This is a genomic window from Geodermatophilus sp. SYSU D00879 (assembly GCF_054050375.1).
In genome coordinates this window covers 15,716-39,652 of sequence record NZ_JBJGZF010000015.1, presented here as the reverse complement: position 1 = coordinate 39,652, position 23,937 = coordinate 15,716, and the positions used below count along the sequence as shown (strand labels likewise).

Below are 23,937 nucleotides of genomic sequence, written 5' to 3'. Positions count from 1 at the left end.
GGCGAGGAAGGCTCCTTTCCGCGCTTCCTCGTTCCGTCTCGCCCCCCGCCCCGTGCGCCCGGCTCACCAGGAAGTCCGCCCGTGCCGATCCCCCCGACCGACCCCGGCGTCGACCGCAGCCTGCTGCGGGACGACGTCTACCGCCGCCTGCGCGACGCGATCGTCGACGGCACGTTCACCCCCGGCGAGCAGCTCAGGGACCTGGAGCTCGCCGCCTGGCTCGGCGTCAGCCGGACGCCGGTCCGCGAGGCCCTGCTGCGCCTCGCGCAGAGCGGGCTGGTCCTGGCGCAGCCGGGCCGGTCGACGGTCGTGAGCCCGCTCGACGTCCGCGCGGTCCGGGACGCCCGCGACGTCGTGGCGGCCATGCACGAGCTCGCGGTCCGCGAGGCCGTCCCCGTCCTCACCGACGCGGACCTCGCCGCCATGCGCGACGCCAACCGCCGGTTCGCCGCCGCCGTCGACTCCGGCGACGTCGAGGCCGCCCTCCGGATCGACGACGAGCTGCACGGCGTGCTGGTGCGCATCTCCGGCAACCGGGCGCTCGCGACCGTCCTCGAGCAGTTCACGCCCACGGTGCGCCGCGCGGAGCGGCTGCGGTTCGGCTCCCTCCGCGGCCGGGCGTCGGTCACCCGGCACGACGAGCTGATCCGGCTCTGCGCCGCCGGGGACGTCGAGGGCGCGGCCGCCGTCGCCTACGACACCTGGCACAGCCTGCCGAGCGCCGGGGCGTGACCGCCGGACGGCGGTCGTCACGGGGCGATGACCAGCTCCGCGACGAGGTCGCCGTCCATCGCGAAGCGGTAGCGGAGGTCGACGACGCCGCCGGGGAAGTCGCCTGGCGGACCGAGATCGGCTGGCCGGTCTTCCGCATCGCGCCGCGCTGACGGTCACCCGCGCGGCGTCAGACCCCGCCGCAGCTCGTCCAGCGCCTGCGCGAGGCCGACCCGGGGCACCCAGCCCCACCGCCGCGCGCGGTCGGTGCGCAGCTGCCCCGTCCACACCGGCTCGTCGGTCCACTCGGGGGCGACGCCCAGCGCGTCGGTCACCGCGCCCAGGTAGTCCCCCCACGTCGTGGGCTCGCCGGCGACGACGACCGGGGTCGTGCCGCCGGCCACGGGGCCCCGCTCCGGGTCCTCGGACGTCGCGACGGCACCCGTGGCGACGTCCGCGACGAAGGCGGCCAGGTCCTCGACGTGCACCCAGGGCCAGGTCTGCGACGGGTTGGCCCGGGGTGCACCGCCGTCGCGGATCGCCTGCGGTCGCAGCGTGTTCCAGACCGAGGTGTCGCCGGCGCCGGTGATCGCCGGCGGGCGGACCAGCACGGTCGTGAGCCCGCCGACCCGCGCCAGCGCGGCGTCGGCGGCGTTCTTGGTGTCGGGGTAGTCGCCGCTGCCCTCGGGCAGGAGGGGACCGTCCTCGGCGACGTCCCCGACGCCGGCCGAGCGGTCGTAGACCCCGGCCGTGGAGACGTGCACCAGCCGGGCGACGCCCGCGTCGCGGGCCGCCCGGGCGACGACCGCCGTGCCCTCGACGCCCACCCGGTGCTGGACCTCCCGCGGCGAGCCCATCGGGTGGACCGTCGTGACGACCGCGTCGGCGCCCCGGGTCACCGCGCGGGCGAGGGACTCGTCGGCGAAGTCGCCCACGTACTCGGTGACGCCGTCGAGCGCGGGCGCGCTGCCGGCGCGGCGGACCACGGCGCGCACCTGCGCCGACCGCTCGGCCAGCGCCCGGCACACCGCGGCGCCCACCAGACCGTTCGCACCGGTCACCACGACGACGGGAGGGACGCTGGCCATGGCGCCCACCCTGTCAGCGAGCCGACGACGGCGCTCGTCGCACGGCGCGTCGTCGCGGCGTCACAGGCTCGAGCGGGGCCACGGCTGATGCCGTGTCCCCGGGGGACGGTCACCGGCGGGCGAGGACGGCCATCGCCGCCGCACAGCCCCACCCGGTGACGACGATCGGTGTCTCGACCCGGTCGACGCCGTCCCGGCTCACCCGGACGCGGCTGCACCGCTCGCTCAGGTAGCCCAGCGTCAGACCGGTGCCGACCCACCGGAGCACCCGGCGGGCGCGGTCATCCGGCCCCCGCACCAGCCGGGCGACGGCCCACACCTGGGGTCCGACCAGGTAGGGAGGAGCGCTGTACGCCGTGCCGAACCAGAGCCAGTCCCGGACGAGGTGGTCGGGACTGCCCGTCAGGAACGGCACGTCGAAGTGCCGTCGCCGCCGCAGGGCGACCACGTGCCCGGCCAGCTGGGCGACCAGCTGGGCCGAGGCGAGCGTCACGAGCGCCGACCGCCGGGCCATGCGCCGGACGGTAGGGCTCTCCCGCCCCGGGCGGGCACGGACGGCGCGCCGCGGTGCTCGTCAGCGAGCCACGCTCAGCGTCGTCAGCCAGGCGGCGATCCCGAGGACGAGGCACCCGGCGATGGCCGGCGCGTAGGACCCGGAGGCGTCGACGGCCACCCCGGCGAGCGGAGCTCCCACGGCGGACCCGATCCCGGCGCTGGTGTAGAGCACCCCGAGCAGGCCACCCAGGCGGGTGGTGCCGAACCGCTCGGCGACCACCGCGGGCCCGAGGGCGACGAAGCCGCCGTAGCCGATCCCCAGCACGACGGCGAAGGCGACGAGGACGCCGTACCCGCCCGCGAGGCCCCACAGCGCGAAACTCGCGCCCATCGTCAGGAAGCACCACCGGAACGCGCGCAACGCACCGGTGCGCGCGGCGACCGCCCCGAGCACCAGCCGGCCGGCGGTGCTCGCGGCACCGATCACCCCGACCAGCACCGCCGCCGCGACCCGGTCCACCCCGGCCTGTTCGGCGGAGCCGGGCAGGTGCACGAACGGCACGAACAGCGCGACGGACACGAGGCCCGACGCCAGGTACAGCCGCCGGTAGTCGCGGTTCCGCACGGCCTCGCCCAGCGTCAGCGCCGCGGGACCGGCCTGCACCGGAGGGCGGCTGACGACCGCGGCGCAGGCCAGCAGCACCGCCGCGCCCGCCAGGCCGAGCACGAGGTGGGTGTCCCGCCACCCCAGCTCACCGATCAGCGCGGCGGCCACCGGCGCGACGGTGAGCGTGCCCAGGCCGATCCCGGTGACCGCCACCCCGATCGCGAGCGTCCGGCGCCGCTCGAACCACCCGCCGACGACGGCCACCATCGGGACGTAGGCGCAGGCCACCCCGATCCCGACCCCCAGGCCGTAGGTGACCAGTCCGAGCCACAGCTCACCGGCGCGGGACGTCGCCGCCAGCCCGGCGCCGAGGGCGATCCCCCCGACGAGCAGTACGCGTCGGGGGCCGTAGCGGTCCACCGCGATGCCGCTGAGGGCGCCGAGGCCGAAGTAGGTGAGCGAGGTGAGGGCGAAGAAGACCGACGTCGCGCCGCGACCGGCGCCGAACTCCTCCGCCATCGGCTCGAGGAACGCGCCGAAGGAGTAGGCGATCCCGAACGAGGCGAACATCGCGGCGAACGCCGCGGCGACCATCACCCAGCTCCGGACCGAGTCGACCGCCGCCGTGGTCCGCATGCCGGCGGAGGATACGAGGCACCTCCCCGGCGGCCCGGCGCGTGAGCACCGAACACGGTCGTCGGCGTCCCGGCGGGGCCGTCGGCCGCGGCGTCGACGGTCAGGGCGCTACGTCATGTCAGGGCGCTACGTCATGTCAGGGCGCTACGTCATCCCGGGTCGATGTTCTGGTTGCGCCGGAAGACGTTCGCCGGGTCGTACTCCCGCTTCAGCGCCGTCAGCCGCCGGAGCTTGGCCTCCCCGTAGGCCTGCCGGACGCGGGCCTGCCCCTCCTCCATCAGGAAGTTGACGTAGACGCCGGTGTGGAACGGGGCCAGGGCCGTCCAGTAGTCGCGCGCCCACTGGCGTTGCTCCTCGAACCCGTCGGGACCCGCCGTGTTCCCGTTGATGTTGAAGGTGAAGCCGGCGGACCGGCCGTTGAAGGCGGTGGCGTCGTCCGGGACCCGGGCGACCGCCCCGCCCATCTGCCACAGGGCCACGCTGCTCAGCGGCGACGTGATCCGGCGGCCGTGCTCGACGACGACGTCGATCACGTCGTCGCTCAGCGCCGCGACGTCGCAGGAGCGGACGGAGTACCAGCAGCCGTGCCGGAACGAGGGGTCGAACATCTGCTGGTGCGCCACGAACGGCTTGGGCGCGACGACGTCCAGCACCGGCGACCCGAAGCCCCGCATCGGCGCCAGGACCCGCTGCCCCTCGTCGACGTCGCCGGCGTAGCAGGCGGCGACCGCCACCACCGGCCGGCCGACCAGTTCCGGCGGGACCACGGGCAGGGACGGGGCGAGCCGCTGGACGACGATCGTCATCAGCTCGTCGGGACCCTCGGCCGCCCAGTCGCGGTAGGAGCGCAGGACCCGCTCGGCGTCGTCCATGGACCAGAAGGTCGCCCCGGCCACCACCTGCGGCCCCAGGGGGTGCAGGCGGAAGCGGAAGTCGGTGACCACCCCGAAGTTGCCGCCGCCGCCGCGCAACCCCCAGAAGAGATCCGCGTTCTCGTCCTCGCCGGCCCGGACGACCTCGCCGTCGGCGGTCACCAGGTCCGCCGACAGCAGGGAGTCGACGGTGAGGCCGTAGCGGCGCATGACCCAGCCGATGCCACCCCCGAGGGTCAGCCCGGCCAGGCCGGTGTGGGAGACGATGCCGGCCGGCACGACCAGCCCGTGTTCCTGGGTCCGCTCGTCCAGCGCTCCCAGCAGCACCCCGGCCTGCACCGCCGCCACCCGTGAGGACGGGTCCACCCGGACGCCGTTCATCCGCCGGAGGTCGATCACCAGGCCGCCGTCGCAGGTGGACAGCCCCGGGAAGCTGTGCCCCCCGCTGCGGACGGCGATCGGCAGCTGCTGCTCGCGGCCGAACCGGATGGCGGTCCGCACGTCGTCCGCGCCCGTGCACCGGGCGATGACGGCGGGACGTCCGTCGATCGACCCGTTCCAGAGCTTCCGGTGCTCGTCGTACCCGACGTCTGCGGCGGTGACGACGTCGCCGTGCAGCGCGGCGCGGAGGCCGGCGACGGCAGTGGCGCTGACCGGAGCCGCTGTGGTCGTCATGGGACCAGTGTCGGGACGTCGGAGGCGCGCGACAGGGACCAAGGGTCCCTCTGCCGGGCACCCGGGACACCTCGGCCCGCGGCGCGCACGGCACCCTGGCCCCGTCGACCGCCGGGGGCCACACTCCGTGTCCCGCCCTCGTCCTGGAGCTCGCGATGCTGCGGACCCGCTTGTGCGACCTGCTCGACGTCTCCGTGCCGGTGGTGATCGCGCCGTTCGGCCCCTGGGACGAGACGGCGCTGGCGGTGGAGGCCTGCCGGGCCGGCGCCCTCGGCAGCCTCGGCACGGCGCTGCGCCGGCCGTCGGAGCTGCGCGCGCAGTGGCAGCGGGTGCGCGAGAGCACCGACCGCCCCTTCGCGGTCAACCACACCGGGCGGCCGTTCGACCCCGAGGCCTTCGCGGCCACGCTCGAGTTCGCGCCCGCGGCGATCAGCTTCCACATGGGCGTCCCCGCCGACCTCGTCGCCCGCGCGCACGACGCCGGGATCCGCTGGATCCAGGCGGTCGGCGACGTGCGGGCCGCGGAGGCCGCGCTGGAGGCCGGGGCCGACGTGCTGGTCGCCCAGGGCACGGAGGCCGGCGGCAACGCCGGCTGGGTCAGCACCCTGGTCCTCGTGCCGGCCGTCGTCGACCTGGCCGGGGACGTGCCGGTGGTCGCCGCCGGCGGCATCGCCGACGGCCGGGGCCTCGCCGCCGCGCTCGCGCTCGGGGCGCAGGGCGCGAGCCTGGGCACCCGCTTCCTCGCCACCCCCGAGATGGGCGTCGACCAGGAGTGGAAGGACCGGATCGTGGCCGCGGACGCCACCGACGCGGTCAAGGTCCCGCACAGCGAGCGGGTGATGCCCCGGTTCACCCTCCCGCAGATCGGGGAGCCGTACGCGCCGCGGGCGCTGCGGACCGAGCTGGTCTCCCGGCTGCAGCGGGCGCCGGAGACGGTCGACCCGGAGCGCGTGGGACACGAGCTGCGCGCCCGCGTGCGGGCCGGCGGCGGCCACGACCTGCTCCCGTTCGCCGGGCAGTCGGTGCAGCTCGTCCACGACGTCGTCCCGGCCCGGGAGCTGGTCGCCCGCATCGTCGCCGAGGCCGAGGAGGCCCTGCGGACGGCGGGACGGGCGGTCACGGCCGAACCGGCGCCGCGGCCGCGGGCCCCGGAGCCTCCCGCCGCGCGCGAGCCCGTCGACCAGCAGGCGTGACGGGCGGCGCGACGGCGCGGCGCCGACCCGGCCGGCCGTCGTGCGGTCACGGGAGTCGTGCGGTCAGGGGATCTGCGCCGGTATGCGGCGGGCCTCGACGAGCAGGCACACGTGCTGCAGCCCGACGATCGACGCCGCCTGCAGCAGGGGCAGCCGGACGAACACCGCGCCGAGGGGACCCAGGAAGGAGGCGAAGAGCCACATCGAGGTCGCCAGGCACAGCAGGCGCCGGCCGGACCCGTCGACGTCGACGCCGTGCCGGGCGAGGGGCAGCGCACCCACCCCGAAGGCCGTGCCCAGGACGACCGACAGGAGTGCGGCGCTGGAGGCACCCCCGAGCCAGGCCGCCGGGAGGACGCCCAGCACGGCTGCGGCGATCGCCGCCGACCACCACAGGCGTCCGGCGGGGCGGCCACTCCCCCGGTCCGGCCGCTCGTAGCAGTCGAGCTCGGTGGGCGGGTGCTCCGCGACCATCCGGGACCGGTCCTCGTAGACCGCCACGGAGGGGTGCTTCCGCCGGACCCGCTCGGTCAGGTCCCCGGGGACGGCACCCGACAGCCACAGGGCCTCGATCCGGGAGTACTCGGCCCGCAGACCACGGGTCCCCGCGACGACGTGCCCCCAGCAGGCGACCACGGCGAGGACGTGGCGGCTGCGCGGCTGGTCACCGGCCCACTGCTCCGCGCCGAAGGCGTAGAAGCCGCACGTGCAGTCCGGAGCCGGGCTGGGGTGCGGCGGGCGGTCCCTGCTCAGGCAGCGCGCCTGGTTGGCGCCGTCGTGCCAGGGCTCGTCGGAGAACAGCGGGTAGAGGGCACCGTCCGGGCCGATCCGGAAGGTGCGCAGCGCTCTGATCTGTCCCACACGTGGCTCGAAGCCACCGTAGGGATCCACCGCCGCTACTTCACGGGCGACGGGGTCCGGGGCGGCTCGGGTCGCTCCGGCGCGGCCGGTTCGAGGGGCGGCTCGGGCACGGGCAGGACCTCGATCCGGCGGACTTCCTTGCCGATGTTGCCCACGACACCAGCGTAGGGACCCGGTCCGCGATCGGGACCCCTCTCGTCCCCGCGAGATCCCGGCACCGCCGCAGGGGACCGCTCGTCGCGGCGAGCACCCGGTGGGAGGATCGGGCGTAGGGACGGGAGGGGACGCCGTGGACGGGCAGCAGCCGATCGAGCCGAGCGAGATCTACCGGGCGGACGGCAGCCGCGTGCCCCGCCGCCGTGCACCGCGGGGCACCCTGCCGGCCGCGGTCCGGTCCCTGCTCCCGGCGCTGTCCCGCGGCACGGCCGCCGGGTCGCTGGTCACCGCGTCGGCGTTCGCGGTCGCGGCGGCCGTCACCGCCCGGGCCGCCGAGGCGGCACGCCACGTGCTCGAGCAGGCGGCCCGGGAGGCGCTGTCCACGCGTCCCACCGGGTCGTGGATCGAGGTCTCCGTCACCCGCATCGAGGTGCGCTGGCCGCGCTGAGCCCTGCCGGGGCGCCGTGGCGGACGCGGCAGGCGGCGTCCCGGAGGTCCGGCGGGGAACGGGTCGAGCGGACGCGCCGGACTCCCTGGCGCGGCCGGGCGACCGGCGGTAGAGAGAGTCGTCCCGCCGTCGACGAGGGAGCACTCCGATGGCCGACAAGTCGCCCCACGACGACCACTCCACGAAGAAGTCGGGCAAGGCCGTGAAGGCCAAGCGCAGCGAGCGCAAGGAGAAGCAGCGGGCCGCGGCCCAGATGGAGCGGCTGATGCACCCGCGGAGGACCAAGAGCTGACCGGCCCCGCCCGCGGTGCTCCCGCGTCCCGGGCCGTCCGGCACGCGGCGTCCCCGGCCGCCACCGTCAGGCCGACGGCGTCCGCTCCTCCGCCGCGAGGCGGTCGGCGAACAGCGGCGGGAGACAGCGCAGCATCAGGCTGGACCACACCACGTGCGTGAGCACCGGCGCCTGGATCCCCCCGGTGATCCTGCGCTGGATCCCGAACAGCAGTCCCATCGGCAGGCTGGCCAGCACGAGCGCCGGGTTGCGGGTGGCCACGGTGGCCAGGCCGTAGACCGCCGTCGAGACCAGCACCGGGCGCTCGGCGCCGGCCGCCGCGTAGAGCGCGCCGCGGAAGAACACCTCCTCCGCCACGCCGTTGGCCAGCGTGGTGGTGGCGACGAGCGGGGCCGAGCCCTGGTCGGCGTAGCGGAGCACCGAGCCGATCGCCCGCTCCAGCACCGGGATCCGCCGGGCGACCAGCGCCGCGGCGTAGAAGGCGCCGAAGGCGCCGACCCCCGAGACGACCGGCGTGAGCAGCGGCCGCTGCAGCCGGTCCCCGGGCCCGAACATGCGGCCCAGGTGCAGCGGCCCGGACGCCAGCCCCCCGGCCACCCAGGTGCCGGCGACCCCGAGGGTCAGCCCGTAGAACCGCGGGGAGCCCGGCGGCGTGGACAGCGACACCCCCAGCAGTGACGCGCCGGCCACCGCGACGGCGCCGGTGACCCGCCGGCGGCGCCGGAACGCGGCGTCGGTCTCCCAGTGGTCCCGCGGCACCTGCCGCAGCAGCGGCCCGGCCACCCGCCGGATGCCGGCCTCCAGTGCCCGGACGGACCGGCGGCGCGTCACCGCCGGGCTCCGCGGCTCAGCCACCCGCCGCGCCGCTCCCCGACCTGTCGCCGGCGTTCGCGCGCCCGCTCGACCAGGGCGGTGAGCACCATGTGGTCGTAGTCCATCGGGTCGAAGGGGACGACCGAGCGGATGGCGTCGTCGGTGACGACCACCTCGTTGCTCATCGAGTCGATGAGCGACCGGCCGGTGGCGACGTCGACGTCGGTGACGAGGGCCAGCCAGCGCGAGGACAGCTGCGGGCTGAGCAGCGGCACGGGGACGACGAACAGGTGCCGGTTCTGGACGTCGGCGACGCGGGTGAGCATCTGCAGGTAGGTGAGCACCTCCGGGCCCCCGACCTCGAACACCCGCCCCTCCGCCTCCGGCGCGTCGAGGACGCCGACCAGGTACCGGACGACGTCGGCGACCGCGATCGGCTGGGTCCGCGTGCTGACCCACCGGGGGGTGACCATGGCGGGCAGGTGGGCCACGAGCTGGCGGGTCATCTCCCAGGACACCCCGCCGTGGCCGACGACGATGCCCGCGCGCAGCACGGTGACCGGCACGCCGGTGCCGCCCAGCAGCCGCTCGACCTCGCGCCGGCTGCGCAGGTGCCGCGACAGCCGGTCGGCGTCCCGGCCCAGACCCCCCAGGTAGACGATGCGGCCGACGCCCGCCGCGGCGGCGGCGCGGGCGAAGGCCCGTGCCGCGTCGGCGTCCTTGCGCTCGAAGTCGGGGTCGCCCAGGGAGTGCACGAGGTAGTAGGCGACCTCGCACCCCCCGAGCGCCGCCTCGAGCGACGCCGCGTCGCCGACGTCCCCGGCGACCGGGCTGCCGGCTCCCCCGTACCGCTCGGGCCGGCGGGTCATGGCCCGGACGTCGTGGCCCTCCTGTTCCAGCGCGGTGGCCAGCCGGCCGCCCACGAACCCCGACGCACCGGTGACCAGTACCTTCACCGGTCCAGGGTGACCCGCGCGGGCGGTCGGTGCGACCCGTCCCGCCGGCCGGTCTCGGCCCGGTCCCGGATCCCGAGCAGCATCCGCCGCATCATCGGGTAGTCGGCGACCTCGCACAGCAGCACCGTGCCCAGGACCCACCCGGGGCGCGACCACTCGTACACGACGTGCATCCGGCTGACCAGCCGGGTCCGGCCGCCGGCCAGCGGGACCAGCCGCCACGCCCACGTCCGGTTGGGCGACCGCCACAGCAGCCACTCCGGGGCCTCGAAGTCCTCGACCCGGAACGACGAGCGCTCCGAGGCGCGGGGCCCCCAGGCCAGGTGCTGGCCGACGTGGAGGTCCTGCAGCTCCGGGCGGACCTCCCGGGCACTCGGCCACCCGAGGTTGTCGAGCAGGTCGTCGGCGTACCAGCCGCCGCGGCGGTAGCCGACCTGGACGAGCCAGGGCCACACCGCCTCGGGGGGCGCGGCGACGGTGACGGCCCGGGTGCACCGGTACCGGGCACGGGGCAGCAGGTCGTCGCCGGGCATCGGCGCGGCGACCTCCTCCGCGGTGGCCCCCCACCTGCGGTGCCAGGGGCGCAGCAGCGGGGTGACGACGAACCGGGGCAGGTCACCGAGCACCGCCAGGACCTGCGGGACCAGGTCGGCCGCGGCCCTCGCGGGGGTCCGGTGGGGCGGGCGCGGGGGCAGCTCGATCCGGACGACGGGCCCGCGGCGCCGCGCCGTCGCGGGGTCCGCCCCGTGGCCCGTCCGGCCGACGTCCGTGCTGGGGAGGGACATCCGCGCTCCTCCGGGGTGCGGGTCCGTGGCGTGTGCGGATCCGTGGCGTGGGCCCGGCGCGGCCGACGGCGGACGCACCCACCGGGGCGCCGGCCGGGCTCGGTGTCGACCCCAGCGCGGCCGGCCCGCCACCACCTCATCCGGGGCGGACGATCCGGGCCGGGGCGGTGTGTCACGACGCCGCGCGCAGCACCGTGCCGATCTCGTCGTCGGTGAGCACCACCGGGTTGCCGCGCATGCTGCTGGAGCGCGCGGCCTTCGCGGCGACCTCGGCGTGGTCGGCCGGGCGGAGGCCGAGCGCCCCGAGGGGCGGCACGCCGAGCGCGGACACCGTCTCGCGAAGCCAGGCCACCGCGTCCTCGACGGTCGCGTCGTCCCGTCCGGTCAGCAGCCGGGCGGCCTCGGCGTAGCGGCCCACCGCGGGCGAGGCCGGTGCGCGCTCCCGCAGTGCCCGGACGTTCGCCTCGACCACCGGTGCCAGCAGGGCGGCGCACACGGCGCCGTGCGGTGCGGAGACCAGGCCGCCGACGACGCCGGCGACGCCGTGCACCGCCCCCAGCTTGGCGTTGGCCAGCGCGATGCCGCCGAACAGGCTGCACAGCGCCATCTCCTCGCGCGCCGCCCGGTCCCCGCCGTCCTCGTAGGCGGTCCGCAGCGCCCGCGCACCGCGCTGCAGCCCGGCGGCCGCGAGGGCTTCGGTCACCGGGGTGGCCTGCGGCGAGACGTAGGGCTCCAGGCACTGGGTGAGCGCGTCGAGCCCGCTGCTGGCGGTGACCGCCGGCGGGCAGGTGAGCGTGAGCAGCGGGTCGACGAGTGCGACGGTCGCGAGCAGGTGCGGCCCGCGGATGCTCGCCTTGACGCCGTGCTCCGGGGAGGAGAGCACCGCGTTGGCGGTCACCTCCGCACCGGTGCCCGCGGTCGTGGGGACCGCGACGGAGGGCAGGGCCGGCCGCTCTAGGGGCAGCCCGCGGCCGACGACCTCCAGGTGGTCGAGCGGGTCGGTGCCGTTGCCGAGCAGGGCGGCGACGGCCTTGCCGGTGTCCAGGACGCTCCCGCCCCCGATCGCGACGACCACGTCGACACCGGCGTCCCCGGCCTCGCGGGCCGCCGCCCGCACCGCGTCGACGGTCGGCTCCTGCGGGACCGGGACGACGGCGACCGGGTCGACGCCGCCCAGGAGGGAGCGGTGCCGTGCGGGGTCCCGCCCGGTGCACAGGAGCACCCGCCGTCCGAGGGGAGGAAGCAGGTCCGCGAGCTCCTCCGCGCGCCCCGGGCCGAAGAGGACCCGGCGCGGGACGGCGACGTCGAACCCGCTCACCGGTGCCCTCCGGGGCGTCCCCGGGCGGCGCGACGGCCCGTCACGAGCCCGCGGCCAGACGCCGGCCCATCTGCTCGTGGACGGCCTGGATCGCCTGCAGCGGGCGGATCATCACGCGGAACTCGACGATCCGCCCGGCGTCGTCGCAGCGCACGATGTCGACGCCGTTGACGTACCGGCCCCCGACGCTCGTCTCGAACTCCAGCACCGCGGTGTCCCCGGCGACGACCTGCTTCGTGTAGCGGAACGTCGCGTCGGGACCCTCGCCGGCGAGGGCGTCGGCCGCCGCCTCCAGGTACCGCGTCGTGATCGCCTTCCCCTCCTGCGGCGTGAACACCACCGGCGACCAGAAGACGACGTCGTCGGCGAGCAGGTCGTCGAGCGCGCCCGGTGGCCTCTCGTCCAGGTAGCGGTGCCAGCGGGCGACGACGTCGTCGATCACGGGGGACCTCCTCGGTGGGTCAGCGGGCCGTGCTCACGGAGCCTGCCGGGGGCCGTGCCGGTCCAGCCAGTCGACCATCGCCGCCCGGGTGGCGGCCGACAGCCGGTGCCAGTCGGCCAGCGGCACCCGCGGCACGCCGGCGGCCCGGCAGGCGGCGGCCACCGCGCCGGGCCGGCGGTGCCGCGCCGATCGGATCGGCGGTTTGCCGGGAACGGACGGCTGCAGCACGATTCTCCCGGGCGGGAGAGCCGGCCCGCCGATCCGATCGGGTGGTGGTGTGTGGCCCGCGACGAGGACTCCGCCTCCGCTGCGGTGACGACCGGCTGGGCGGATGCCGACCGCCTGCTGCGCGCCCTGGGTCACGCGGTCATCGCCACCGACCTCGACGGCCGCATCGTCCACTGGAACCCCGCGGCCGAGCGGCTGTACGGCTGGACCGCCCGGGAGATCCTGGGCCGCGACATCACGGAGGTGACGGTTCCCGAGTCCGGGCAGGAGCAGGGCCAGGAGATCATGCGGTCCCTGCGCGAGGGCAGGCCCTGGTCCGGCGGCTTCACCGTCGTCCGCAAGGACGGCTCGACCCTCTCCGCGCTCGTCACCGACGTCGGCGTGCGGGACGACGACGGCCGCCTCGTCGGGATCGTGGGGGTGTCCACGGACGTGGGCAACGCCCTGCGCCCGCTGCTGGCCCGCTCGTCCGACGCGGTCCTCGTCCTGTCCCGCAGCGGTGCCGTCTCGTACGCCAGCCCGGCCTTCACCCGGCTGTTCGACTGGCCCCAGGACCGTGTCCTCGGGATGCACCTGTGGGACCTTGTGCACCCCGACGACCGGCCTGCCGCCGTGCGGCCGCCCGCCCGGGAGCGGGACGAGGAGTCCCGCACGCTGGAGTGCCGGCTCCGCTGCCCCGACGGCTCCTGGCGGCACGTCGAGATGGTCGTGACCGACCTGCTCGACGACCCCGCGGTCCGGGCCCGGATCTGCAACATCCGGGACGTCACCGAGCGGCGGCAGGCGCAGGCGCGGCTGGCCGAGCTCAACGAGCAGCTGGAGACCGCCCTAACCTCCCGGGTCGTCATCGAGCAGGCCAAGGGCATGCTCGCGGAACGGCGCAGGATCTCCGTCGAGGAGGCGTTCTCGGTCCTGCGCAAGCACGCCCGCGACCACAACGCGTCCCTGCAGGACGTCGCGGCCGCGGTCGTCACGCTCGGGCTGTCCCCCTGACGCCGGCGGTCCGCCGACCCGTCCCCCGGCCGCCTGCCGGTCGCGTGGCACGACGCCGGGAGGGTGGCTAGCCTCGGAGACGGCCGCTCAGTGGCCCTCCGCCCCGGTCCCCGGCGGAGCCCGGTCGCTCCGGTCCACGGCGACGTCGTTCAGATGTCGACTGGATGGCGCGATGCTGACCCCCACCCCGAGCCCGGCCCTCCTCGACCGGCAGGTCGCCGCGGCCGTCCGGCCCCACCCCTCCCTCTTCCCGGTGGCCCGGGCGATCCGGGCGGAGCTCCCGGACGATCGCCTCCACCTGGTCGACGGGGACGGCGCCTCGTTGTGCGACGCGTTCCCCCCGCAGCAGCTCGAGCGGCTGCACTTGCCCTGGGAGGCCGTCCTCGCCGGTGCCCGGTGCCTCGCCTGCGAGCTGCTCGGCTCCCCGACCCTCGCGGCCACCCCGGGCCGGGCTGACCCGGGGCCCGGCGTCCCGCTGCCCCGAGGGCGCCCGCTCGCCCCGGACGGCACCACCGACCGTCGCGAACCCGCGATCGGCCGGCGTCGCGTCACACCGGGAGGGCGTCGTCCGCGGTGCCCGCCTCCGGGCGGCCGGCAGCGAGGTACCTGTGCGCCTGCCGCAGCCGGGCGCCGAGGTCGGGCAGCTCGTCGGGGGCCGCCCGACCGGCGAGGTGGGTCAGGGCCGTGAGGTCCGCGTCAGGCCATCGGTGACCTCCTCGCGGCGATCAGGAGCTCGTCCAGGCCCTCGCCGACGATGGAGTTCCACGTCGGGAGTTCCAGGTGGATCCGCGGGACTCCACCGAGCGTGGTGATCGCACCCACCTCCAGGGGAACCGCCGCGGCACCGGACGATCCGCCCGGCGTCGTCGCAGGGGGTGACGACGTCGTCGATCACGGGGTGCCTCCTCGGCGGGTCAGCGGACCGTGCCCACCGAGCCTGCCGGGGCCCGTGCCGGTCCCGCCGGTCGACCATCGCCGCCCGGGTGGCGGCCGACAGCCGGTGCCGGTCGGCCAGCGGCACCCGCGGCACGCCGGCGGCCCGGCAGGCGGCGGCCACCGCGCCGGCCGGCGCCTCGGGGTCCCAGGCCGGGTCCAGCACCTGCGTCATGCACCCGCACCGTAGGACCGCCGGGCGCCCCGGCAGGTGTCCCGTGTGTCGCGTCCTTGCTGCGTCGGGTCCGTGGGGTTCGGCGGGCCCGGTGCGGGCATCAGGGCGGCGTGCGGGTGCTGCTGGTGATCACCGACGAGGACTGGTACGAGGACGCCGGCTACGCGGCCGCGTGGGTGCGGGCGCTGGAGGCGGAGGGCGCGGAGGTCGAGCGGCTGGCCCGGGTGCCGGACGACTGGCCGGTCACCGGCCCGCCGCCGGGCCGCTACGACCTCGCGATCGCGCACGTGCTGGTCGAGGAGGTCGTGGCCTACGCGCCGACCTTCGCGCTGGCCACGCTGCTCGAGGCGGCCGGCGTGCCGCTGCTCAACCCCGTCACCTCGCTGGTCGCCTCCGCCGACAAGCTGGTGACCCACGCCGTGTGGGCGGCCGCCGGGGTGCCGCAGCCGGCCGCGTGGGACCTCGCCCGGGTCCGGGAGTGGCCGGTGCCCGGGCGGCAGATGGTGCTCAAGCCCTCCCTCGGCGACGGCGCCCGCTACATCGAGCTGGTCGGCGACCTCGACGCCGCCCGCCGGGTCGAGGCCGGCTGGCGGGAGCACGAAGCGGCCGGCGGGCACCGGCGCGGCACGTCGCTGCTGCGGGAGTGGATCGCCGAGCCGGCGTGCGCGCGCGTCTTCGCCACGCCGACCGCCACCTCCCTGGTCTACGAGAAGTCGCGCGAGGAGGGCGCCCTGGTCACCCACGGGACGGTGTACCCGCGGGTGTACGAGGCGCCGCCGGAGATGGCGCAGCTGGCCTCGCGGATGGTCGCCGCCCTCGGCGGCGGGCTGATGGGGGTGGACGTGCTCGTGGAGCCGGACGGCCGGCTGCTCGCGCTGGAGGCCAACGCGCCCTTCGGCTTCGACGTCACCGACCCGGAGCAGAGCCGCTGGGTGGCCCGCGCCGCCCTCGCGGCCGCCGAGCGCGCGGCCGCGCACCGCCCGGCGGCGGCCGCGTGAGCCCGGAGGGCGGCCCGGACGAGGCGCTGCTGCCCGACGGCTCCGACCGGCCGCACGCGGCACCGGCGCTGGCCGCCGTCCGCGCGTACGGCCCGGGCGCGCTGGCCGCCGACGTGGCCCGCGCGGTCGCCGGGCTCGGCATGGAGCACGGCCCCGCCGGCGAGGCGCACCCGTTCACCGTCGACCCGGTGCCGCGGGTGCTCGAGCGGTCCGAGTGGGAGGAGGTGGCCGCGGGCCTCACCCAGCGGCTGCGCGCGCTGGAGGCCCTCGTCGCCGACGCCCACGGCCCGCGCGAGGCGGTGCGGGCCGGCGTCGTCCCGGCCGCGGTGCTCGACACCAACCGGTACCTGGCCCCGGGCCTGCGGCCGCCGCGGCGCTGGATCGGCATGGCCGGGCCCGACCTGGTCCGCGGCGCCGACGGGCGGCTCGTCGTCCTGGAGGACAACGTGCGGACGCCGTCGCTGCTGGCCTTCGCGCTGGCCGCGCGGGACCTGGTGGCCCCGCGCCTCGGCGTGCGGCCGGGCCCGGCGCCGGTGCGGGAGGCCGCCGCCGCGGCGATGCGGCGGATGCTCGCCGCCGCCACCGACGTGCCGGACCCGGTGGTGGCCGTGCTCGGTGACGGGCCGCGCAGCTCGGTGCCCTGGGAGATCGACCGGTTCGGGGAGATGGTCGGCGCGCCGGTGGTGCTGCCCTCGCAGCTCGTCCCCCGCGGGGACCGGCTGCTGCTGCCGGACGGGCGCCGGGTGGACGTGCTGTGGCGGCGCACCAGCGAGGAGCGGCTGACCGGCGACGACGGCCGGCCCAACGAGCTGGGCGAGCTGCTGCTGGGTCCGCTGCGCGCCGGCACGGTGACGGTCGTCAACGCGTTCGGCACCGGCGTCGCCGACGACAAGCGCACGTTCCCCTACGTCGAGGACCTGGTCCGCTTCTTCCTGGGTGAGGAGCCGCGGCTGCGCTCGCAGCCCGCCTACGACCTCGGCGACCCGGCGCGGTGCCGGGAGGCGCTGGACCGGCTGCCCGAGCTGGTGCTCAAGCCGCGCTCGGGCTCGGGCGGCTGGGGCGTGGTCATCGGCCCGCGCGCGGACGCCCGCCGGCTCGAGCGCGCCCGCGCCGCCGTCCTGGCCGACCCCGGGGAGTGGATCGCCCAGGAGCCGGTGGCGCTGTCCACCCACCCCACGGTCGTCGACGGCGCGCTCGTGCCGCGGCACGTGGACTACCGGCCGTACGCCTTCTGCGCCGGCGACGAGACGACCGTGCTCCCGGGCGGCCTCACCCGGGTGTCCCTGACCGAGGGCGAGCTGGTGGTCAACGCCTCGCAGGGCGGCGGCGCCAAGGACACCTGGGTGGTCGGCTGAGCGCTGCCCGGCGCCGGGATGGGCGAGCATGCACCGGTGGGATCCCCCTCCCGCACCCGCCGGGTCGCGGCCGCGGTCGTGGCGGCCGGGTGCACCGCCGCCGTGACCGCGTCCGGGGAGCTGTCCACCGGCGCGCTGCTGGCTGTCGGCGGCACCGGCCTCCTGGCGCTGGCCGCCGGGCTGGCCACGCGCGCCGGCGCGGCGGCCCCGCGGGTCGGCCGCCGGGCCCTGCCCTGGCTCGCCTGGCTGGCCGCGGCCCTGGCATGGGAGGTGGCCGCCCTCCTCGACGGCGACCTGCCGGCCCTGAGCGACCTCGTCGACCCGCTGCTCGCGCACCCGGCCGCGCGGGCGGCGGCGACCCTGGGCTGGCTGGGGGCCGGGGCCTGGCTGCTCACCCGGCCCGCGGTCCCGCCGGAGCGGTCGTGACCGGCACCGCGGGATCCGTCACGGCGGTCGTGCTGCTCCTGGCCGCCGGCCTGTCCCTGGAGGTCTCCGCCCGCCGGGGGGACTCCCCGGCTCCCCTGGCGCAGGCGCTCGGTGCGGCGATGCGCACCACCCCCGGCCGGCTGACGGTGCTCCTCGCGTGGGCCTGGCTCGGCGTGCACTTCCTGGCGCGCTGACCGCGCCGTCCGGGCGGCTCGACCGCGGTGGGAGCGAGGCCCGTTTCCTGTCACACCCCCGGACCACACTGTGGCTGTCCGGATCGCACCGCAGGTGTCGCCCCCGCACACCACGGCCACCGCACCGGCGGGATCCGGGAGGAGGTGAGGACCAGGTGAGGACCTACGACCCCGCGGACGGCATCCGCTACGTCCACCTGGCACAGGACCCCGGCACTCCCCCGGCGCCATCGCCCTCCCCCGAGCGGTGCCACCGGCTGCCCTCCGGCTACCCGAACGCCTCCCTCCGGGCCCGGCTCGGGGGACCCGGGGCGACCGCGTCCCGTCCCGCGCTCGTCCTCCTCCCCGGGGGATCGGCGGCGGCCGACGCCCCCGCCCGGGTCGCGGCCCCGCTGCGTCTGGCCCGGTAGCCGACGCCGCGCCGCTCCTGCGCCGCCCCGGGGACGAAGTGCCCTGGAGCGGCGCGCCCCCGGAGGGCTTGGCTGGTCCCACGGGGGTGCCCGACATCTCGGGGAGCCGATCCGATGGTCACCACCCTGGCGGCCCTCACGCCGCTGGAGCAGAGCCTCCTCGTGACGCTCCACTCCCGGGCGGTGGACGCCCGCTCGCCACGCCCCGTCCTGGGGGACGCGCTGGCCGGCAAGATCCTGCGGGAGCTCGGCCCGGACGCCACCGGGGTGCGCGTCGACGCCAACCTGGTCACCAGCTGCGCGCTCCGCGCCAAGCGCCTCGACGAGATCGCGCTCGACTTCGTGCACCGCCACCCGGACGCCGTCGGGCTCGACCTGGGCGCCGGGCTGGACACCCGGTGGGCGCGGATCGCCCCACCGCCCACCGTGGACTGGTTCGACGTCGACCTGCCCGCCGTCGTCGCCGCCCGGGACGCCGTGGTGCCCACCCGCGCGCGGACCCGCACGATCGCCGCGGACGTGCGGGACGGGCACTGGCTGGACGCCGTCCCTGCCGGCCGGCCGGCGGTGGTCGTCGCCGACGGCCTGGTCGGGTTCCTCGACCGGGACGAGGTGACCGCCCTGCTCCACCGGCTGACCGGCCACTTCCCCTCCGGGGAGATCGCCTTCAACAGCTACTCCCGCTTCGCCCTGCGGGCGACCCGGCTCGTGCCCGGCACGAGGGCGGTCTCCGGGCTCCTCCGGTTCCCCGGCGTCGACGACCCGCACGAGCTCGAACGCTGGGACCCGCGCCTGCACCTGGTCCGGGAGATCCTGCTCAGCCGGGAGCCCGAGGTCGCCCTGTTCCCGCCGCTGCTGCGGCTGTACCACCGGCTCGCCGCGCACAGCACGGCCTGGTCCCGCCGGGGGACGGTCGTCCTGCACTACCGCTTCGAGCGCTGACGGGGCGCCGCCGCGGCCGGGGCGGCGGGCGTGAGGGCGCGGCCGACGCCGGCCAGGTCGTCCGCCGTCGTCAGCAGCCAGCCCCAGGTGTCGAGCAGGCGCAGCGCGTCGTCCGGGGCCGCGGCGAGCTCCTCCCGGGGCACCGGGTCCACCCGCACGGCCGGCCGGGCCGAGGGCACCCGGCCGGCGCCGAGGGCGGCCGCCGCTCCCCGGTAGCCGGCGGCGACGTCCGCGGCCGCGGTCCGCAGCTGCGCGGCGGGGGGGGGGGGGGGGGGGGGGGGGGGGGCGCCGCCCAGGGCGGTGCCCCGGCCGCGGGGTACCGGGACCGCAGTGTCCGGGCGTAGTGGTCGAGGCGGTGCACCACGCCGAGCACGGCCAGCCAGTCCACCCTGCCCCCCGGCCGGGCCGGCTCCGACCGGTACTGCGCGTAGGTGTGGTCGAGCAGCCCGGACAGCCGGCCGAGCGCGGTCGGGGGCGCCGGCCCCGCCCCGGTCAGCTGGCCGACGACGGCGACGACCTCCGCCGCACCCGCCCGCAGGCACTCCCCGGCGGCCCGGACCAGCTCCCCCCGTCCCCCGCGGGGCCACACCGCGGTGCCGATCAGGATGCCGACGAGCCCGCCGACGAGGACGTCCTCGAAGCGGACCTCGGCGATGCGCCAGTTCGCCGGCCCGACCTGGGCGAACAGCAGGGCGACGACGACGGTGAACCCGGCCTGTCCCGCCGCCACCCCGAACAGCGGGCCGGCCGCCAGGCAGCCCCCCATCAGGACCGGCAGCGCGAACGCGTAGACCGCCGTGTCCCCGCCGACGAGGAACAGCGCCACCCCGCTGACCACCGCGCCCACGGCGGTGCCGGCCACCGCGCGGGCCAGCACCGAGCGGTCGGCGACCGCGCTGGTCCGCATGAGGCTCAGCGTCGCCAGCAGCACCCAGAAGCCGTGCGCGAGGTCGAGGACCCCGGCGACGGCGCGGGCCGCGGCGAGGCCGAGCGCCAGCCGCACGGCGTTCTGCAGGTACACCGACCGCGGGGTCAGGTGCGTGCGCAGCCGCTGCCACCACAGCCGGCCGGGAGAGGCGGTGAGGAACCAGAGGTCGCCGGGGACGTCCGCCGGATCGGCGACGGGGGCTCCGACGGCGCCGCGGACGGTCAGCACCAGGCTCCGGGCGGCCTCCGCGACGGCGACGGCGCCCACGCCGGCCCGCAGCGCCGGGGGGTCGACGGCGACCGCCGGCAGCTGCCGCCCGCGCCACGCGCGGAGGGCGGCGAGCGCGGCCTCGAGCGGGCCGGTCGACGGCGGCGGCCCGGCGTCGCGCAGGGCCGCCGCCGCACCGGCCACGGCGTCCCCGACGGCCGCCACCAGGTTCGCGGTCGCGGGGTGCACCTGCCGCCCGCCTGCGGGCCACGCGTCCGCGAGCGCGCCCAGGCGGCCGGCGACCACGCGGAGCGCCGCCGCGGCCCGTACCAGGCACCGGTCGCGCACGCCGGGCCCGAGCGGCCGCTCGGCGACCGGCAGCGCGCTCAGCCGCAGGGCGGCCGCGGCGTCAGACGCGGCGGCCCGCGGCGCGGACGACTCCGCCCCGCCGCCGCCCCGCAGCTCGCGGGCGAGCACCCGCGCGTACGCGGCCACCCGTCCCGCGGCGTCGGCCAGGCGGACGGCGGGGTCCGCCGGCGCCGGGGCCGGCCACAGCACCCGGTCGGCGGCGGCGAGGAGCGCGATGCCCAGCCCGATCCCGAGCAGCCGCTGGCCGAGGGTGCCGGGCGCGTACGGCGGGAAGCACGGCAGCACGTAGAACAGCTGCAGCCCGCGGACCACGCCGGCCACCCGCGGCCCGGCGACGCCGGCGAAGGCGACGAGGAACCCCACCGCCAGCATGCCTAGGACCGCCGTCCAGGTGGTGACCGCGAGCAGGGTGCCGAGGGTGACCAGCACGGCGCCGGCGACGAGGCTGCCGGCGTAGACCCGGGTCCGCTCCGCCGGCCGTCCCGTGACCTCGGAGAGGCTGCCGAGCGCGACCGCCGCGAACACCCCGTAGACGGCGGCGACCGGGGCGTCGAGCAGGTACCGGCAGGAGTAGAACGCGGCGCAGGAGGCGACGGTCACCCGGCCGGCCCGGCGGACGGCGGCCAGCGACGGGTCGCGCCGCCGCAGCCGGGCCAGGGCCCGGGCGGCTGCTCCTCCGGCCGGCCGGGAGCCGGGTCCCGCGGTCACGTCCTGCCGCGATCCCGGTGCCCGGCGCGCGCCAGCCACTCGGCGAGGAGGGCACGGAGCACCTCCGGCCGCTCGTGGGGCAGGGCGTGCCCGGCGTCGTCGACCACGGCGAGCGTGGCGCGCGGGTGGACCTCCAGCAGGTGGACGGCGGCGGCGTACCCGACCGTCGAGTCCAGCCGCCCGGCGACGACGAGCGTCGGGCCCGGGTAGGGCGGTGCGCCGTCCGGGGTGAGCTCCCAGCGGGCGCCGATCCGCTCCGTGGCCGCCTCGTCGACGAGGGCGGCGGCGGGGGCGACGGTGCGCTCGTACCGCTCGAGCATCTCCGGGGTCTGGACCACGAAGTAGCTCCGGAAGACGTCGTCGCCCAGGCCGCCGGGCCCCGCGACGACGCGGTGCTCCGGGACGTCGCGCGCGCCCGGCAGCAGCGGGCAGACCAGCGCGAGGCCCGCGACCCGCGCCGGGCGCCGCGCGGCCATCGCCTGCGCGAGGTAGCCGCCCGCCGAGTGGCCGACGAGCAGGTACGCCTGCCCGCCGGTCACCTCGTCGGCGAACGCGAGCAGCGTGCCGAGGACGTCGTCGGCGCTGCGCAGGGTCGCGGGAGCGGGCGTCCGGCCCGTGCCGGGCAGGTCGGGGTAGACCCGGCGGAGGCCGGGGACGCCGGCGAGCAGCGGCTCGAAGCACGCCTCGGCCTCGCGGTGGTCGACCCCCGCGCCGTGCAGCACCAGCACGGGCCGCCCGCTCCCGTGCTCCACCCGGTGGACCGCCACCCGGCAGCCCCCTACGGCGCGGCCGCCGCCTCCACCGGGACCGACGTCCCGTCCGGCCGGGCGTGCGCCGGCATCATCGGGCCGTCGCCGGCGGGGTCGAGCACGCCCTCCTCGAACCACGCGTAGCGGCCGGCGAGCACCCGCTGCGCGGCCGCGTACTGGCGGTCGTCGTCGTTGGCCCACAGCTCCCGGAACAGCCGATCGGCCCGGCGGCGGGCCTGGTCGCAGAACAGGCCGGCCAACTCGATCGCCTCCTGCCGCCGCTCGGGGCGCTCGCGCCCGAGGGTGTCGGCGTACACGCAGGCGCAGGCGACGGCGAAGACCTCGGCGCCGATGTCGACGATCCGCCCGAGCAGCCGGCCCTTGCGCTCCAGGCGCCCCTGGTGGCGGGCCATCGCGTAGAAGGTCGAGCGGGCCAGCTTGCGCGCGGAGCGCTCGGCCCAGCGCAGGTGCCCGGCCAGGTCGCCGAACTCGGCGAAGGCGCCGGGACGCCGGCCCGGTCCCGTGGTCAGCGTCGGGAACCACCGGGCGTAGAAGGCACCGGCCTTCCCCGCGGCCCGCGCCTTGTCGGCCAGGCCGGAGTCGCCGAGCAGGCCGCCCGCGACCTGCAGGTGCTGGTCGACGGCCTCGCGGGCGATGAACAGGTGCATGATCTCGGTGGAGCCCTCGAAGATCCGGTTGATGCGCATGTCGCGCAGCATCTGCTCGGCCGGCACCGGCTTCTCCCCGCGCCGGGCGAGGGACTCGGCGGTCTCGAACCCGCGGCCGCCGCGCACCTGCACCACCTCGTCGGCGGCGGTCCAGGCGAGCTCCGAGGCGTAGAGCTTCGCCAGCGCGGCCTCGATCCGGATGTCGTTGCGCTTATCGTCGGCCAGGCGGCTGGACACCTCGAGCACCGCTTCCAGCCCGAAGGCCGTGCCCGCGAGCCAGCTGATCTTCTGCGCCACCGGGTCGTGCTCCCCGATCGGCCGCCCCCACTGCCGGCGCTCGGCCGACCACTCGCGCGCGATCTTCAGGGCGTACTTGGCCGTCGACACGCAGATCGCCGGCAGCGACAGCCGGCCGGTGTTCAGCGTGGTGAGGGCGATCCGCAGCCCCTTGCCCTCGCCCCCGATGACGTCGCCCGCGGGGACGAGGACGTCGTCGAAGCGGGTCACCGAGTTCTCGATGCCCCGCAGCCCCATGAACGCGTTGCGGTGCTCGACCCGCACGCCCTCGCGGTCGGTGGGGCAGATGAAGGCGGTGATGCCGCCCGGGTGCCCCTCGGACCGCGGGACGACGGCCAGGACCACCACCACGTCGGCGATGACGCCGTTGGTCGCCCAGAGCTTCGTGCCGGTGATGCGGTAGGCGGTGCCGTCGTCGGTCGGGACCGCCGTGGTGCTCATCCGGGCGGGGTCGGAGCCGACGTCGGGCTCGGTGAGCAGGAACGCCGAGAGGTGGTCTCGGGCCAGCCGGGGCAGCCACTCGCGCTTCTGCTCCTCGGAGCCGAACAGCCGCAGCGGCTCGGGCAGGCCGATCGACTGGTGCGCCGACAGCAGCGTCGAGATCGACGAGTGCCAGGTGCCGGCCAGGGCCAGCGCCCGGTTGTAGTAGACCTGGCTCAGCCCCAGGCCCCCGTACTCCTCGGGGATCTTCATCCCGAGGGCGCCGAGGTCCTCCAGGCCCCGGACGACGTCGTCGGGGATCCGGGCGTCCCGCTCGATCTGCCGCGGGTCCACGCGCTCGGTGAGGAAGGCCCGGAGCCGCTCCAGGAACGCCTCGCCCTTCTCGACCGCGGCCGGGTCGGGCTCCGGCTGGGGGTGGATCAGGTCCAGACGGAGGTTCCCGAGGAACAGCTCCCGGCCGAACGACGGCTTGGTCCAGGCAGCCTCACGGCTGGCCTCGGCGACCTGCTTCGACTGCTCGTACGTGGGGTTCGACGCCATGGGGCAGCATCGCGCCGGTCCCCACGCC

The 23,937-nt window shown here is 77.3% G+C and carries 26 protein-coding genes; 11 read left to right on the top strand and 15 right to left on the bottom strand.

Annotated elements, in window-relative coordinates; translation table 11 throughout:
• Positions 1 to 81: 81 nt before the first annotated feature.
• Together ACI79B_RS17795 and ACI79B_RS17790 are read left to right on the top strand one after the other, a co-directional pair.
• Entirely contained in the window at positions 82 to 732 is a 651-nt protein-coding gene (locus ACI79B_RS17795) for a GntR family transcriptional regulator (protein WP_456929085.1), read from the top strand.
• Complete coding sequence (locus ACI79B_RS17790; protein ID WP_456929086.1) at positions 729 to 884, top strand: hypothetical protein; 156 nt, start codon at positions 729 to 731, stop codon at positions 882 to 884. The genes ACI79B_RS17795 and ACI79B_RS17790 overlap by 4 nt, the downstream gene beginning before the upstream one ends.
• A gap of 3 nt (positions 885 to 887) precedes the next feature.
• Here the strand turns inward: ACI79B_RS17790 and ACI79B_RS17785 are convergent, their stop codons facing one another.
• From ACI79B_RS17785 to ACI79B_RS17770, 4 genes are all read right to left on the bottom strand, one after another.
• Complete coding sequence (locus tag ACI79B_RS17785) at positions 888 to 1,799, bottom strand: NAD-dependent epimerase/dehydratase family protein (protein WP_456929087.1); 912 nt, start codon at positions 1,797 to 1,799, stop codon at positions 888 to 890.
• A 109-nt stretch (positions 1,800 to 1,908) separates the two neighbouring features.
• A complete protein-coding gene (locus ACI79B_RS17780) occupies positions 1,909 to 2,313 on the bottom strand; it encodes a hypothetical protein (RefSeq protein WP_456929088.1) in 405 nt (134 codons plus the stop codon).
• A gap of 60 nt (positions 2,314 to 2,373) precedes the next feature.
• Complete coding sequence (locus ACI79B_RS17775; protein ID WP_456929089.1) at positions 2,374 to 3,537, bottom strand: MFS transporter; 1,164 nt, start codon at positions 3,535 to 3,537, stop codon at positions 2,374 to 2,376.
• 149 nt (positions 3,538 to 3,686) lie between these two features.
• Positions 3,687 to 5,084 carry an FAD-binding oxidoreductase gene (locus ACI79B_RS17770; protein WP_456929090.1) on the bottom strand — a complete coding sequence of 466 codons (1,398 nt, stop codon included), beginning with the start codon at positions 5,082 to 5,084 and terminating at the stop codon, positions 3,687 to 3,689.
• A 155-nt stretch (positions 5,085 to 5,239) separates the two neighbouring features.
• On the opposite strand from ACI79B_RS17770, the gene ACI79B_RS17765 reads away from it, so the two are divergent.
• A complete protein-coding gene (locus tag ACI79B_RS17765; RefSeq protein ID WP_456929091.1) occupies positions 5,240 to 6,277 on the top strand; it encodes an NAD(P)H-dependent flavin oxidoreductase in 1,038 nt (345 codons plus the stop codon).
• A 63-nt stretch (positions 6,278 to 6,340) separates the two neighbouring features.
• Here ACI79B_RS17765 and ACI79B_RS17760 read toward each other — a convergent pair whose 3' ends face one another.
• Positions 6,341 to 7,138, bottom strand: a complete 798-nt coding sequence (locus tag ACI79B_RS17760; RefSeq protein WP_456929092.1) for a hypothetical protein — start codon at positions 7,136 to 7,138, stop codon at positions 6,341 to 6,343.
• 289 nt (positions 7,139 to 7,427) lie between these two features.
• Between ACI79B_RS17760 and ACI79B_RS17755 the strand changes: the two genes are divergently transcribed.
• Both ACI79B_RS17755 and ACI79B_RS17750 read left to right on the top strand, forming a co-directional pair.
• Complete coding sequence (locus ACI79B_RS17755; RefSeq protein WP_456929093.1) at positions 7,428 to 7,742, top strand: hypothetical protein; 315 nt, start codon at positions 7,428 to 7,430, stop codon at positions 7,740 to 7,742.
• 148 nt (positions 7,743 to 7,890) lie between these two features.
• Positions 7,891 to 8,034: a hypothetical protein gene (locus tag ACI79B_RS17750; protein ID WP_456929094.1), complete on the top strand. Its 144-nt coding sequence runs from the start codon at positions 7,891 to 7,893 to the stop codon at positions 8,032 to 8,034.
• A gap of 66 nt (positions 8,035 to 8,100) precedes the next feature.
• On the opposite strand, the gene ACI79B_RS17745 is transcribed toward ACI79B_RS17750, so the two are convergent.
• The 6 genes from ACI79B_RS17745 to ACI79B_RS17720 all read right to left on the bottom strand — a co-directional run bounded on the left by ACI79B_RS17745 (position 8,101) and on the right by ACI79B_RS17720 (position 12,576).
• On the bottom strand, positions 8,101 to 8,865 hold the full coding sequence (locus tag ACI79B_RS17745) for a CPBP family intramembrane glutamic endopeptidase (protein ID WP_456929095.1): 765 nt from the start codon (positions 8,863 to 8,865) through the stop codon (positions 8,101 to 8,103).
• Positions 8,862 to 9,803 carry an NAD(P)H-binding protein gene (locus ACI79B_RS17740; RefSeq protein WP_456929096.1) on the bottom strand — a complete coding sequence of 314 codons (942 nt, stop codon included), beginning with the start codon at positions 9,801 to 9,803 and terminating at the stop codon, positions 8,862 to 8,864. The genes ACI79B_RS17745 and ACI79B_RS17740 overlap by 4 nt, the downstream gene beginning before the upstream one ends.
• Positions 9,800 to 10,588 carry a hypothetical protein gene (locus ACI79B_RS17735; RefSeq protein WP_456929097.1) on the bottom strand — a complete coding sequence of 263 codons (789 nt, stop codon included), beginning with the start codon at positions 10,586 to 10,588 and terminating at the stop codon, positions 9,800 to 9,802. The genes ACI79B_RS17740 and ACI79B_RS17735 overlap by 4 nt, the downstream gene beginning before the upstream one ends.
• A 172-nt stretch (positions 10,589 to 10,760) precedes the next feature.
• Complete coding sequence (locus ACI79B_RS17730; RefSeq protein ID WP_456929098.1) at positions 10,761 to 11,906, bottom strand: iron-containing alcohol dehydrogenase; 1,146 nt, start codon at positions 11,904 to 11,906, stop codon at positions 10,761 to 10,763.
• A gap of 40 nt (positions 11,907 to 11,946) precedes the next feature.
• Positions 11,947 to 12,348: a nuclear transport factor 2 family protein gene (locus ACI79B_RS17725; protein WP_456929099.1), complete on the bottom strand. Its 402-nt coding sequence runs from the start codon at positions 12,346 to 12,348 to the stop codon at positions 11,947 to 11,949.
• A gap of 33 nt (positions 12,349 to 12,381) precedes the next feature.
• Positions 12,382 to 12,576, bottom strand: coding sequence for a hypothetical protein (locus ACI79B_RS17720; protein ID WP_456929100.1), 195 nt, complete (start codon positions 12,574 to 12,576; stop codon positions 12,382 to 12,384).
• Positions 12,577 to 12,627: 51 nt separating this feature from the next.
• Here ACI79B_RS17720 and ACI79B_RS17715 point away from each other — a divergent pair, with 51 nt between their 5' ends.
• Entirely contained in the window at positions 12,628 to 13,569 is a 942-nt protein-coding gene (locus ACI79B_RS17715) for a PAS domain S-box protein (protein ID WP_456929101.1), read from the top strand.
• Positions 13,570 to 14,265: 696 nt separating this feature from the next.
• On the opposite strand, the gene ACI79B_RS17710 is transcribed toward ACI79B_RS17715, so the two are convergent.
• Complete coding sequence (locus tag ACI79B_RS17710; protein WP_456929102.1) at positions 14,266 to 14,391, bottom strand: hypothetical protein; 126 nt, start codon at positions 14,389 to 14,391, stop codon at positions 14,266 to 14,268.
• Between the two features lie 396 nt (positions 14,392 to 14,787).
• On the opposite strand from ACI79B_RS17710, the gene ACI79B_RS17705 reads away from it, so the two are divergent.
• From ACI79B_RS17705 to ACI79B_RS17685, 5 genes are all read left to right on the top strand, one after another.
• On the top strand, positions 14,788 to 15,675 hold the full coding sequence (locus ACI79B_RS17705; protein WP_456929103.1) for an ATP-grasp domain-containing protein: 888 nt from the start codon (positions 14,788 to 14,790) through the stop codon (positions 15,673 to 15,675).
• Positions 15,672 to 17,030, top strand: a complete 1,359-nt coding sequence (locus tag ACI79B_RS17700; protein ID WP_456929104.1) for a circularly permuted type 2 ATP-grasp protein — start codon at positions 15,672 to 15,674, stop codon at positions 17,028 to 17,030. Before ACI79B_RS17705 ends, ACI79B_RS17700 begins: the two co-directional genes overlap by 4 nt.
• 36 nt (positions 17,031 to 17,066) lie before the next feature.
• Entirely contained in the window at positions 17,067 to 17,456 is a 390-nt protein-coding gene (locus tag ACI79B_RS17695; protein WP_456929105.1) for a hypothetical protein, read from the top strand.
• A complete protein-coding gene (locus ACI79B_RS17690) occupies positions 17,453 to 17,650 on the top strand; it encodes a DUF6186 family protein (protein ID WP_456929106.1) in 198 nt (65 codons plus the stop codon). Before ACI79B_RS17695 ends, ACI79B_RS17690 begins: the two co-directional genes overlap by 4 nt.
• A 524-nt stretch (positions 17,651 to 18,174) precedes the next feature.
• Entirely contained in the window at positions 18,175 to 19,002 is an 828-nt protein-coding gene (locus ACI79B_RS17685) for a class I SAM-dependent methyltransferase (protein ID WP_456929107.1), read from the top strand.
• A 70-nt stretch (positions 19,003 to 19,072) separates the two neighbouring features.
• Here the strand turns inward: ACI79B_RS17685 and ACI79B_RS17680 are convergent, their stop codons facing one another.
• Genes ACI79B_RS17680 through ACI79B_RS17670 form a run of 3 tightly spaced genes read right to left on the bottom strand, consistent with a single transcriptional unit; the run spans position 19,073 to position 23,909 of the window.
• On the bottom strand, positions 19,073 to 21,214 hold the full coding sequence (locus tag ACI79B_RS17680) for an FUSC family protein (RefSeq protein WP_457000224.1): 2,142 nt from the start codon (positions 21,212 to 21,214) through the stop codon (positions 19,073 to 19,075).
• Positions 21,211 to 21,981, bottom strand: a complete 771-nt coding sequence (locus tag ACI79B_RS17675; protein WP_456929109.1) for an alpha/beta fold hydrolase — start codon at positions 21,979 to 21,981, stop codon at positions 21,211 to 21,213. Before ACI79B_RS17675 ends, ACI79B_RS17680 begins: the two co-directional genes overlap by 4 nt.
• Before the next feature lie 11 nt (positions 21,982 to 21,992).
• On the bottom strand, positions 21,993 to 23,909 hold the full coding sequence (locus ACI79B_RS17670) for an acyl-CoA dehydrogenase family protein (protein WP_456929110.1): 1,917 nt from the start codon (positions 23,907 to 23,909) through the stop codon (positions 21,993 to 21,995).
• Positions 23,910 to 23,937: the final 28 nt, after the last annotated feature.